Origin of the sequence: Chryseobacterium sp. (genome assembly GCF_041914225.1) — a bacterium.
In the GTDB taxonomy this organism is placed as follows: Bacteria; Bacteroidota; Bacteroidia; order Flavobacteriales; family Weeksellaceae; genus Chryseobacterium.
This window is the reverse complement of sequence record NZ_JAYSDT010000015.1, coordinates 74,039-85,559: the sequence shown is the minus strand read 5'-3', so window position 1 is coordinate 85,559 and position 11,521 is coordinate 74,039. Positions and strand designations below refer to the sequence as shown.

The following is an 11,521-nucleotide window of genomic DNA, read 5'->3' as shown; positions in this document are numbered from 1 at the left end:
TACGAACGTGCTCCATTCCTTCCAATGCCTGAATACTACTAGCTGTATATTGTTTTTGACTCATATTAAATATTAAAAATCCTGCTCTATGCAAAGACTTACAAATATCGTGATTTTTTTCGAGGTATGAAAGTTAAAAAGTGTCAAAAAAATGTAGAGTTTTCTTAGCCCGGACATAAGGAATAAGAAGTCAATAAAAGAATCAAAATTAAAATGTATTGGTGAAATATCAACTGTTGTAAATCATATTCATCATCAATAATTTATGCGTAAATTTATTTACTGAAAAGTTGATATTATGGATGATTTTATAGCAGCACGTGCTCAGATGGCACTTTCCCTGGGCTTTCATATCATATTCTCCTGTGTGGGTATGGTGATGCCTTTTCTGATGGCTTTCGCCCATTGGAAATACCTTAAAACCAACAATGAAGTATATAAAGGATTAACAAAAGCATGGAGCAAAGGAGTGGCTATCCTTTTTGCCACCGGAGCGGTTTCCGGAACAATGCTTTCCTTTGAGCTGGGACTTTTGTGGCCCGGTTTTATGAAACATGCCGGTCCTATTTTCGGAATGCCTTTTTCTCTGGAAGGAACAGCCTTTTTTATTGAAGCAATTGCCATTGGGTTCTTTCTGTATGGCTGGGAAAGGTTTAATAAATGGTTTCATTGGTTCTGCGGGTTTCTTGTGGGACTAAGCGGACTTGCTTCCGGAATTCTTGTGGTGGCAGCCAACTCATGGATGAATTCACCGGCCGGTTTTGATTATATTAACGGACAGTACCTTAATATAGATCCTATAAAAGCAATGTTCAATGATGCATGGTTTCCTCAGGCACTTCATATGACGGTTGCTGCATTTTGTGCGACAGGATTTGCAGTTGCAGGAGTACATGCTTTTATGATCATGCGAAAAAGGAATATTGAGTTTCATACCAAAGCGTTTAGAATTGCAGTGGGATTTGCTTTGATTGGAGCATTTGGAGCACCGTTAAGTGGTGACGTTGCGGCAAAATCCGTTGCGGAAAGACAACCTATTAAACTGGCTGCGATGGAAGCTCATTTTGAAACTGAAAAAGGAGCTTCATTTGTAATTGGAGGAATTCCTGATGAGAAAAATGAAGAAGTGAAATATGCAGTGAAGATTCCAAAGGTTTTAAGCTTTCTGGTAAGCAATGATTTCAATTCCGAAGTAAAAGGTCTTAAAGATTTCCCGAGAGATGAGTGGCCTCCGGTTACGGTTGTTCATTATGCTTTTCAAATCATGATCTTCTTTGGTGTGGTCATGATTGTTATCGGAGCTGTCTATTTATATGCCTTCTTCTTCAGAAAAGAATGGCTGAATAAAAACTGGCTGTTAAAAACCTTCCTCATCGCAACACCTTTTGGATATATTGCACTGGAAGCCGGATGGACCGTAACTGAAGTGGGAAGACAGCCATGGATTATCTACGGCATTATGAGAACTGTAGATGCCGTAACCCCGATGCCTGGAATACAATATTCATTCTATTTCTTCACCGCAATTTTCGTATCCCTATCACTGATTCTTATTTTCCTTTTAAAAAGACAGATTCAGATGGTACCGAAACTTTACGACCCTACCGATGCTCAGTTTAACGATAAAAACAAAAAATCATGATTTACATTGTAATAGGTTTTCTCTGGCTTTCCATCTGTCTTTATATTATTCTGGGAGGTGCTGATTTCGGGGCAGGAATTGTGGAACTCTTCACGAATAAAAAAGCCCGCCATAAAACGCAGGAAATCATGTATGAATCCATAGCTCCTGTATGGGAAGCCAATCATATGTGGCTGATCATTGCCATTGTGATTCTTTTTGTAGGATTTCCGGAAATTTATACCACGATGTCTACCTACCTTCATATTCCTTTGGTTCTGATGCTTTTGGGAATTATCGCTAGAGGAACTGCTTTTACATTCAGACATTATGATGCTGTGAAAGACAATTGGCAGGTTTTATACACTCATATTTTCTACTACGCAAGCCTTTTAACGCCTTTCTTTTTAGGGTTAATAGCTGCTGCAACAGTTTCACATTCTATCAATCCTGATGCAGCAGGTTTTCTCGATCTGTATGTTTTCAGCTGGCTGAACTGGTTTGGGGTTTCTGTAGGCTTATTTACTGTAGCACTTTGTGCTTACCTTGCTTCTATATTTTCATTAAGAGAAACACGTGATAAGGCTGATCTTTTATTAATGATAAGAAAATCCAAACAGACGATGATCTTTGTTGTGGTTACAGGAATATTAGTATTTGCTACTGCTTATATTTCAGATATTCCTCTTTTGATGTGGGTGTTTTCAAAGCCTTTGGGGATTATGGCAATTGCTTTTGCAACGATAGCGCTATTACTCGTCCTAAGAGCAATGAACCGTCAAAAACTGCTTCCGGTACGAGCATTGGCTGGATTTCAGATGGTGATGATTTTAGTTGCGGCAACGTATCAGCATAATCCTGATATTATTTTATTAGGTAATGGGCAGCATCTTTCATTACTGGAGCATATGGCCCCTGAAAAAACGATTGCAGCATTGGGATGGGCTCTGATGCTCGGTTCATTGTTTATTCTTCCGTTTTTATTTTATCTTATGGCTTCTTTCAGTAAACTGAGAAAATAAGTAAGTTATGCAGAGATACAGGAACAAAGAGGAGTTTATTGAAGAGCTGAAGAAAAGATACCAGCTCTACGACCAGGAATTTAACGATATAAAGGAAGAGGAAAAGAATCTTCTGCAGCCGGGTGTCGGCAAAACGCCATCACAAAATATCTCCTATCAATTGGGCTGGACTCATCTGCTTCTACAATGGGAATCTGATGAAAGAAAAGGAATTGAAGTAAAAACTCCTGCTCCTAACTATAAATGGAATAATCTGGGAGGTTTATACCAATCCTTCTATGATCAATATAGTTCTTATAGTTTACAAGAGCAAAGAGAACTGCTGCAAAATAAAGTTAATGAAATCATTACATGGATAGAAAATCTTGACGATGAAACATTATTCACTCCCGGACGGAGAAAATGGGCAACGACTCCTGCTCAGTGGCCGGTCTGGAAATGGGTTCATATCAATACCATAGCTCCGTTTAAAAGCTTCAGGGCACAGATCCGGAAATGGAAAAAAGAAAAAGGTACAGCATAGCACTGTACCTTTTTTATTTATATTTTCCGAGAAATCTTAAGCCAGTTTCAGCAAAAGATTTTCGTCAATCTTCTCTACTTTCACAATATTGTTTTTTGTCAAAGTTTTGGAAGCTTTATCCCATTTTTTACCGGATAACTGGCTTCTTTCTTTTACTTGAGCCAAAGCCATCGGTTCTTCCTGCGAATTAAGGATTTCAAGGATTACTTTTTCGTCCTCTCCCAATTCAATCTGTGGAGCGGCTTTTTCCGGTCTCATCTGAGGGAAGAATAATACTTCCTGAATCGATGCATTATTGGTTAAGAACATGATCAATCTGTCCATTCCGATTCCTAATCCTGAAGTTGGCGGCATACCGTATTCCAATGCTCTCAGGAAGTCCTGATCGATAAACATTGCTTCATCATCACCTCTTTCAGATAAAGCCATCTGTGCTTCAAAACGCTCTCTCTGGTCAATAGGATCATTAAGCTCTGAATAAGCGTTTGCGATTTCTTTACCGCACACCATTAATTCAAAACGTTCTGTTAAACCTTCCTTGCTTCTGTGTTTCTTTGTTAATGGAGACATTTCAATCGGATAATCTGTAATGAAAGTCGGCTGAATGAAGTTTCCTTCACATTTCTCACCGAAGATCTCATCAATCAGTTTTCCTTTACCCATCGTCTCATTTACTTCAATACCGATAGACTTCGCAAAATCATACAATTCCTGCTCAGTTTTTCCTGTAATATCGAAACCTGTAAATTTCAGGATCGCTTCTGTCATAGAAACTCTTGGGTATGGCGCTTTGAAATCCACTTCATGCTCCCCAAAAGTAGCTTTTGTAGTTCCGTTTACCTGGATCGCACAGAATTCCAGTAATTTCTCAGTGAAATCCATCATCCAGTTGTAATCTTTGTAAGCCACATAGATTTCCATAGCAGTAAATTCCGGGTTATGGGTTCTGTCCATCCCTTCATTTCTGAAGTTTTTAGAGAACTCATATACTCCGTCAAAACCACCTACGATCAGTCTTTTCAGATATAATTCGTTGGCAATTCTTAAGTATAATGGAATATCCAGCGCATTATGGTGTGTGATAAACGGTTTTGCTGCTGCTCCACCTGGAATCGACTGCAGGATTGGTGTTTCCACCTCGAAATAGCCTGCATCGTTAAAGAAAGTTCTCATCGCATTGAACAGTTTTGTTCTCTTCACGAAAATTTCTTTTACCTGTGGATTTACCGTTAAATCTACATAACGTTGTCTGTATCTTAATTCAGGATCTGTAAAGCCATCGTGTACAACTCCGTTTTCGTCAGTTTTAGCCTGAGGAAGAGGACGTAAAGCCTTTGTAAGAAGCGTAAAGTTTTTCACTAAAACCGTCTTCTCTCCTACCTGAGTGGTAAACAATTTTCCTTCGATACCAATAATATCACCGATATCCAAAAGATGCTTGTATACTTCATTATATAGTTCTTTATCTTCACCCGGACAGATCTCGTCCCTGTTGAAATAAACCTGAATTTTTCCTTTAGAATCCTGCAATTCTGCGAAAGAAGCTTTCCCCTGAATTCTGCGGGACATCAATCTACCAGCGATCTTTACCTGTTTACTTTCAGAAAAATCCTGTTTTATAGATTCTGTAGTATCTGTAATTGTATACTCATCCGCAGGGAACGCATTAATCCCCATTTCAGTAAGCTTGTTCAGCTTTTCTCTTCTAATGATTTCTTGTTCTGATAATTGCATTTCTTATTTTTCTAAAAGCGTACAAATTTAGGCATTTTTGACTTGACCGTCAATGGCTTTTTTAAGAAATTTTAAAAAGTGGCAGAGATGCAGGGTGTGAGTACGTGTTCCGGGATATGGGGTGTGAGATGCAAGATTTGAATTTGTGCTAATGACTTTAAACTTTAAACCTTGAACATTGAACTTTAAACAAACCAAGCTCTCCTGTCCTTTTGAGGAATAAATGTCCAGGCAAGTATTCTGCTTACTTTTTGTCCCTGGGCCATATCGATGGTTTTCACTTCTGCAGCTTTTACTTTCTTTAAAAGATTTGTCAGTTTATTGAGATTATCCTTTTTAGAAACCAGACATGTGAAACAAAGAACCTGCGATGAAAACAATGTACTTTCATTGATCATTTTTATAATAAAAGCAAGTTCACCACCTTCACACCATAGTTCGGACTGTTGACCGCCGAAGTTAAGAAGTGATTTTGTCTTCTTTGATTTACTAAGGTTTTTTGTTTTCCTGATATTTCCTTTCATGGCAGATTCTTCAGAATCATGAAAAGGAGGATTGCACATTGTAAAGGTAAATCTGTCTTCCGGATTAATGATATTGACAAAGATATGGTCTGCATCAGGTTGACTTTTCAGCTGAATAACGGAAGCCAGATCCGGATTCTGATCCAAAATATGCTGAGCATTTTTCAAAGAATCCTGATTAATATCCGTCCCCAGCATGGTCCAGCCATAAGATCTGTGGCTGATTAAAGGATAGACAAGATTGGCACCTGTCCCTATATCCAGACCTTTTACAGAATTTTCTGTAGGGATTTTATCAAGCTGTTCCGCTAAAAGATCGGCAATATAATGTACATAATCTGCTCTTCCCGGAATGGGCGGACAAAGGTTGGTATCAGGAATATCCCAGCCTTTAATATGATAAAAATGTAAGAGTAAGGCTTTGTTGAGCAGTTTCACTGCCTGTGGAATGCTGAAATTAATGGTTACCGTTTGGTAAGGATTCACAAAAACATAGTGTTTCAGTTCCGGCACACAAGAAATAAGCTGATCAAAATCATAGGGATTACGATGCAGGTTTCTTGTGTGCAGACTGGATTTTTCGGCAGACATATTTTATTTCTTCTGACTCAGGATATATTCCACCATTTTTTTTGCATCTTCTTTAGATACCTGTGGATGGGCAGCCATAGGCACACTTCCCCATACTCCACTTCCGCCTTCTATAATTTTGGAAGCCAGCAATTCCGTATCCTTTTCAGAATACTTTCCTGCAATTTCCTGATAAGAAGGTCCTACCATTCTTTCATTCACAGCGTGGCATCCTGAGCAATCCAATGTTTCGATGATCTGATCACCGGAAAGATTGGATTTTGCAGGTTCTGAAACGGTAGCCGTTTCAGAAGAAGCTGCCACTTCTGCTGTATTTTCTTTTTTAGAACAGGAAAGGATCATAAGACCCATCACTCCTGCCAAAAGTATTTTTTTCATTATTTCTTCGCAGTAGAATCTGTTTTAGCAGCTTCAGGTGCAGGTGCAGCCGGAGTTGCAGCAGCTGGAGCGGCAGTTTTAGCAGTAGAATCTACAACTGTAGTTGCTTCCGGTTCCTCAAGCATTGTGTTGCTATCCTGTAAAGAGTGATCCGGCTTTTTTTTGCAGCCTGTCAATAATAAACCTCCGATAAATGCGATTGCTAATACTTTTTTCATTTTTTTCTAATTTGGAAGCAAAAATATAAAAAATAAACTTTTAAACTTATGACAAATGTTTTCTTTAGGAAATATTTTTACGTCAGAATCTTAACCAAATGACAAAAAAATAATTCAAACATTAGAGAGTTTTAAATAAGTTGCTATTTTTGTATTTCGGATGATCCGAACCAAAACTCAACTTATTAATTGAAAATGTATGATTAAAAAAAATGTATCAGGTACAACGCTCTTTGTTGTATTTTCTTCCCTCCTTCTGTCATGTGATAACTCCTCAAACGAGCCACAATCAGAATATTCTGATAAAATTGAATCGGTAACGCTTTTGAAAACAACCAAATCCTGGGATGGAACTACGTATCCTGCCTATCCTTCGACACAGCCGGAAATCTCAGTTCTTAAAATTGCTGTACCTCCCAATTCGGCACTGAACTGGCACAAACATCCGGTCATTAATGCAGCATATGTAGAAAAAGGCGAAATTCAGATTGAAAGAAAAGAAGACGGTAAAACACAATGGGTAAGAAAAGGTCAGGTACTTCCTGAAATGGTTAATACCGGCCACAGGGGCAAAACCGGAGAACAGGGAGCAACCCTGATTGTTTTCTACAGTGGAACACCAGACATTCCGTTGTCTGAACCGCTACAATAAATGTTTTAAACGCCAGGTTCGCAAAGTAATTATCATAAACTCTATTTTTTGTCCGCAACGGCACTTCGTTCAGCAATGACAGCGTATTTTGCTGATTGAAAAGCCATTGGGCTCTCTTTAATTATTTATATTAATTATATCTTTGCGATCCCGGCGTTTAAATAATTATTATATTTAATGCATGGTTTTAATTTCAAAAATTCTGTTTTTCATCAGTCATCATGGCTTTTATACTGTGATCCTGCTGCTGGTATTCTTTGGAGGACTTTCATACCTGACTAAAAAAGCATGGCTTTTAATTCCTATCATTCCTCTGGCGATATTAAACGGATTCGGAGGACAGTTCTTAAACGCATGGTTTTTGAATAAATACGGTGTTGAAAGCACTGCGATCATTACTTCTGATGTAGAAACCAATTCTACCCTGAATGACATGTATATCCACGATTATGAAGCTATTGTAAAGAAACAGGATGGAAAATACACCACTACTTTCTTCTCCACTACTACTGCAGCGATCTATCCTATCAGAAATTCGATCAGAATACCTGGTGATAAGGATATTCCTGTAAAATACATTCCGGGATATGAGAAAAACATTGTCATCCTTTATGACCAATCCAGGGAAGGAAAAATTTTATTACAAAATGAAAAACTGGCTCCTGTTAATTCTGCAAAAATCAAATATGAAGCAGACAGAACGAATAAGGAATTCATTAAAGAATATATTGATGCATTAGAAAACTATGTAAAAGACTATGATGATGCAACTTACAAAGAAAAACTTGAAGAATTGAAACAGGAGCTTAAACAGCTTAAATAAGAGTTTTCAATGTTAAGTTTTTTTATTTTCAGAAATTTTTTAGTCTTGGTATGAAAAAAATTTCTACATTTGTCCCATGTTAAAAATGAATAACAATATTTGGTGGTGGCTTTCAAACTCTTCGTCGGGTCTGAAGGTATTGTCATGTTGTTAATTACAGCAGAAATAATCAAAAAACAATATATAGGCTTTGACGGATACCGTTAAAGCCTTTTTTTATTCATAAATCTTACCAATAAAAACAAAAAGATGTTTACAGACACAATCAAAATAAAAACTGTTTCGAAAAAAACACTGGGAGACCTTCACACTCCCATGAATATTTACCTCAAGATCAGGGATAAATTCCGTGATACGATTCTTCTGGAAAGTTCAGATTCAAAAAGTATTGATAATAACTTTTCCTTTATTGCAGTGAATGCCATTGCCGGAATTGAAGTAAAAAACCTCAACGAATACGAAATTAAACTTCCTGCCTCTGCTCCTGTAAAGCAGTTTATTATGGAGCGAAATATCACAGATATTTTTGAAGATTTCCGCAATATTTTCAAATGTGAACCTACCAATGACGCAATAGAGCAGACCGCTCAGAGCCTTTTTGGGTATACAAGCTTTGAAGCCGTACAGTTTTTTGAAAATATAAACCTTAAAGCACAAAGCAAAGAAGTTGAAATTCCTGTCCTGAGATACAGATTATACCAATATGTGATTGCTATCAATCATTTCAATGATGAAATGTATCTTATCGAAAATTTTATTGATGGAGTAAAATCTGAGCTTCACCTTTTGGAAAACCTTATTAAAAATCAGAATACTCCTGTTTATCCTTTCGAGAAAACAAGTGAGGAAACATCCAATATTACAGATGAAGAATATATTGAACTGGTAAAAACAGCCCAGAAACACTGCATGCGCGGAGATGTTTTTCAATTGGTTCTGAGCAGAAGATTTGAACAGAAATTCAAAGGAGATGAATTCAATGTGTACCGTGCTTTGAGAAATATTAACCCTTCCCCTTACCTTTTCTATTTTGATTACGGAAATTATAAATTATTTGGTTCCAGCCCTGAAAGCCAGTTAATCATCAAAAACAATAAAGCCATCATCCATCCGATTGCCGGGACATCAAAAAGAACGGGAAATTTTGAAGCTGACCTTGAAGCGATTGAAGTTTTAAAGGCTGATCCTAAAGAAAATGCAGAACATACCATGCTGGTGGATCTTGCAAGAAATGATCTTGGAAAGCTTGGGAAAAATGTGACGGTGACCAAACTTAAAGAAATCCAGCTATTTTCCCACGTTATTCACATGGTAAGTGAAGTGACTGCAGATGTTTCTGACGACATTAATCCTCTTGAAATGGTGTCTGCCACTTTTCCTCAGGGAACATTAAGCGGTGCACCGAAGCATAAAGCACTTCAGCTGATCAACCAATACGAAAAAGATTCCCGGGGATATTATGGCGGCTGTATAGGAATCATCGGACTGAACGGAACCTGTAATCAGGCCATTATGATCAGAACTTTCCTAAGTAAAAACAATACATTATTTTACCAGGCAGGTGCCGGACTGGTGGCAAAATCTGTCCCGGAAAATGAGCTGCAGGAAGTCAACAATAAACTGAACGCCCTTAAAAAAGCTGTGGAAAAAGCAGAAAAAATAGTTGAAAAATAAACCCACAAGCTATCACCCAGCAAAAAGCAACCAGCAACTATCTAACAAAAAAAGCAATGAACAACACTATAAACTCTCAACAGCCGTCGCTTAAAATCCTCGTTTTCGATAACTATGACAGCTTTACATACAATCTGGTCCAGATCATCGAAAGAATTCTGAATCAAAAAGTGGATGTGGTAAGAAATGACGAAATCACTCTGGAAGAAGTCGGAAAATATGACAAAATCATCCTTTCTCCCGGCCCCGGAATTCCCGAGGAAGCAGGTATTTTATTAGACCTTATCAAAGAATATGCTCCTACAAAAAGCATCTTTGGTGTATGTTTAGGCCAGCAGGCTATCGCGGAAGCTTTCGGGGGAAGCCTGATCAATCTGTCTGAAATCTTTCACGGAGTGGCTACCACGACTGAGCTGGTGAAAGAAAATACCAAACTTTTCAAAGATTTGCATTCTGGTCTGGAAGTGGGAAGATACCACAGCTGGGCAGTAAATCCGGAAGGTTTCCCGGAAGAGCTGGAAATCACCGCTGTAGATAAAGATGGAATGATCATGGCTTTACAGCACAAAGCATATGATGTACATGGTGTACAGTTTCACCCTGAAAGCATTTTAACGCCCGAAGGTGAAGTGATCATTAAAAATTTCCTACTGTCATGAAAACTTTAGAAAATCCTTCAGCAACTATAAAAGCACCTCAAATGAAAGAAATACTGCAATACCTGTTTAATCATAATACGCTTTCAAAATCAGAAGCCAAGGCTACGATGATTGAGATTGCACAGAATAAATTCAACTCTGCAGAGGTTACGGCCTTCATCAGTGTTTTCCTGATGAGAAATATTACCCTGAAAGAACTGGAAGGCTTCAGAGAAGCTTTATTACAGATGGCAGTTCCTGTAGACATCGATCCCAGTGATGCCATTGATATTGTAGGTACAGGAGGTGATGGAAAAGATACGATCAACATCTCTACACTGGCCAGCTTTGTGGTAGCCGGAGCCGGCCAAAAGGTAACAAAACATGGAAATTACGGAGCTTCTACCACTACAGGTTCATCCAATGTACTGGAAGAATTAGGCTATCAGTTTAAAAACAACTCGGAACAATTGAATGAGGATCTTGAAAGAGCCAACATCTGCTTTTTGCATGCTCCATACTTCCATCCTGCACTACAATCCGTGGGCTTGTTGAGAAAATCTCTGGGATTAAGAACATTTTTTAATCTGTTGGGTCCGTTAGTGAATCCTGCAAAACCTAAATATTCAATGATCGGAGTATATAATCTTGAAATTGCCAGGATTTACCAGTATCTCCTTCAAAAGGAAGAACGTGAATTTATTCTGGTTCATGGTCTGGACGGATATGATGAGATAAGCCTTACCGGGGACAGCAAGATCATTACCAAAAACGGTGAGGAAATCTATTCTGCTGAAGACTTAGGCTTTAATCCTGTAACGTTGGAAGATATTAAAGCAGGAAACTCCATTCAGGAAACCGCAAAAATATTTATGAATATCCTGGAAGGAAACGGTACGGAACAACAGAACTCAGTAATTCTGGCCAATGCTTCAGTTGCTCTTTACAATACCCATAAATTCGGGACCTATGATGACTGTCTGCTGCTAGCCCGGGAAAGCCTGCTGAGCGGAAAAGCATTGAATAGTTTTAACCTTTTAATTAATTAGTTATATTATTTTTTAAACCGTTAAGAGCTTTTAAGCGATGAAGAATAGTTAAGATTAATCATTCTGATTTTAAG

12 protein-coding genes are annotated in these 11,521 nt (G+C 38.1%); 8 read left to right on the top strand and 4 right to left on the bottom strand.

Translation table 11 applies throughout. The features are described 5' to 3' along the window. Positions 1 to 298: 298 nt before the first annotated feature. From ACE3RB_RS09205 to ACE3RB_RS09195, 3 genes are read left to right on the top strand one after another with little or no spacing between them, the layout of a single operon-like run. A complete protein-coding gene (locus tag ACE3RB_RS09205) occupies positions 299 to 1,642 on the top strand; it encodes a cytochrome ubiquinol oxidase subunit I (protein WP_374463956.1) in 1,344 nt (447 codons plus the stop codon). After that, the gene (locus ACE3RB_RS09200) at positions 1,639 to 2,643 is read left to right on the top strand and encodes a cytochrome d ubiquinol oxidase subunit II (RefSeq protein ID WP_374463955.1); all 1,005 of its coding nucleotides are present in this window, start codon (positions 1,639 to 1,641) and stop codon (positions 2,641 to 2,643) included. Before ACE3RB_RS09205 ends, ACE3RB_RS09200 begins: the two co-directional genes overlap by 4 nt. Before the next feature lie 7 nt (positions 2,644 to 2,650). Continuing rightward, positions 2,651 to 3,166 carry a ClbS/DfsB family four-helix bundle protein gene (locus ACE3RB_RS09195; RefSeq protein WP_374463954.1) on the top strand — a complete coding sequence of 172 codons (516 nt, stop codon included), beginning with the start codon at positions 2,651 to 2,653 and terminating at the stop codon, positions 3,164 to 3,166. A gap of 36 nt (positions 3,167 to 3,202) precedes the next feature. Here the strand turns inward: ACE3RB_RS09195 and lysS are convergent, their stop codons facing one another. The 4 genes from lysS to ACE3RB_RS09175 all read right to left on the bottom strand — a co-directional run bounded on the left by lysS (position 3,203) and on the right by ACE3RB_RS09175 (position 6,611). Further along, a complete protein-coding gene (gene lysS, locus ACE3RB_RS09190) occupies positions 3,203 to 4,900 on the bottom strand; it encodes a lysine--tRNA ligase (protein WP_374463953.1) in 1,698 nt (565 codons plus the stop codon). A gap of 185 nt (positions 4,901 to 5,085) precedes the next feature. Continuing rightward, complete coding sequence (gene rlmF / locus ACE3RB_RS09185; protein WP_374463952.1) at positions 5,086 to 6,015, bottom strand: 23S rRNA (adenine(1618)-N(6))-methyltransferase RlmF; 930 nt, start codon at positions 6,013 to 6,015, stop codon at positions 5,086 to 5,088. A 3-nt stretch (positions 6,016 to 6,018) separates the two neighbouring features. Then, positions 6,019 to 6,393 (bottom strand): c-type cytochrome, encoded by a 375-nt coding sequence (locus tag ACE3RB_RS09180; protein ID WP_374463951.1) that lies wholly within the window; start codon positions 6,391 to 6,393, stop codon positions 6,019 to 6,021. Then, the gene (locus ACE3RB_RS09175; protein ID WP_002980550.1) at positions 6,393 to 6,611 is read right to left on the bottom strand and encodes a hypothetical protein; all 219 of its coding nucleotides are present in this window, start codon (positions 6,609 to 6,611) and stop codon (positions 6,393 to 6,395) included. Before ACE3RB_RS09175 ends, ACE3RB_RS09180 begins: the two co-directional genes overlap by 1 nt. Before the next feature lie 199 nt (positions 6,612 to 6,810). On the opposite strand from ACE3RB_RS09175, the gene ACE3RB_RS09170 reads away from it, so the two are divergent. The 5 genes from ACE3RB_RS09170 (at position 6,811) to trpD (ending at position 11,447) form a co-directional block, all read left to right on the top strand. Further along, positions 6,811 to 7,263: a cupin domain-containing protein gene (locus tag ACE3RB_RS09170; protein WP_374463950.1), complete on the top strand. Its 453-nt coding sequence runs from the start codon at positions 6,811 to 6,813 to the stop codon at positions 7,261 to 7,263. Between the two features lie 181 nt (positions 7,264 to 7,444). Then, on the top strand, positions 7,445 to 8,086 hold the full coding sequence (locus ACE3RB_RS09165) for a hypothetical protein (protein WP_374463949.1): 642 nt from the start codon (positions 7,445 to 7,447) through the stop codon (positions 8,084 to 8,086). Positions 8,087 to 8,335: 249 nt separating this feature from the next. Then, entirely contained in the window at positions 8,336 to 9,760 is a 1,425-nt protein-coding gene (locus ACE3RB_RS09160) for an anthranilate synthase component I family protein (protein ID WP_374463948.1), read from the top strand. A 56-nt stretch (positions 9,761 to 9,816) separates the two neighbouring features. Next, positions 9,817 to 10,419 carry an aminodeoxychorismate/anthranilate synthase component II gene (locus ACE3RB_RS09155; RefSeq protein WP_374463947.1) on the top strand — a complete coding sequence of 201 codons (603 nt, stop codon included), beginning with the start codon at positions 9,817 to 9,819 and terminating at the stop codon, positions 10,417 to 10,419. A 41-nt stretch (positions 10,420 to 10,460) separates the two neighbouring features. Beyond that, positions 10,461 to 11,447 (top strand): anthranilate phosphoribosyltransferase, encoded by a 987-nt coding sequence (trpD, locus tag ACE3RB_RS09150; RefSeq protein WP_374463959.1) that lies wholly within the window; start codon positions 10,461 to 10,463, stop codon positions 11,445 to 11,447. The last annotated feature ends 74 nt before the right edge of the window (positions 11,448 to 11,521 follow it).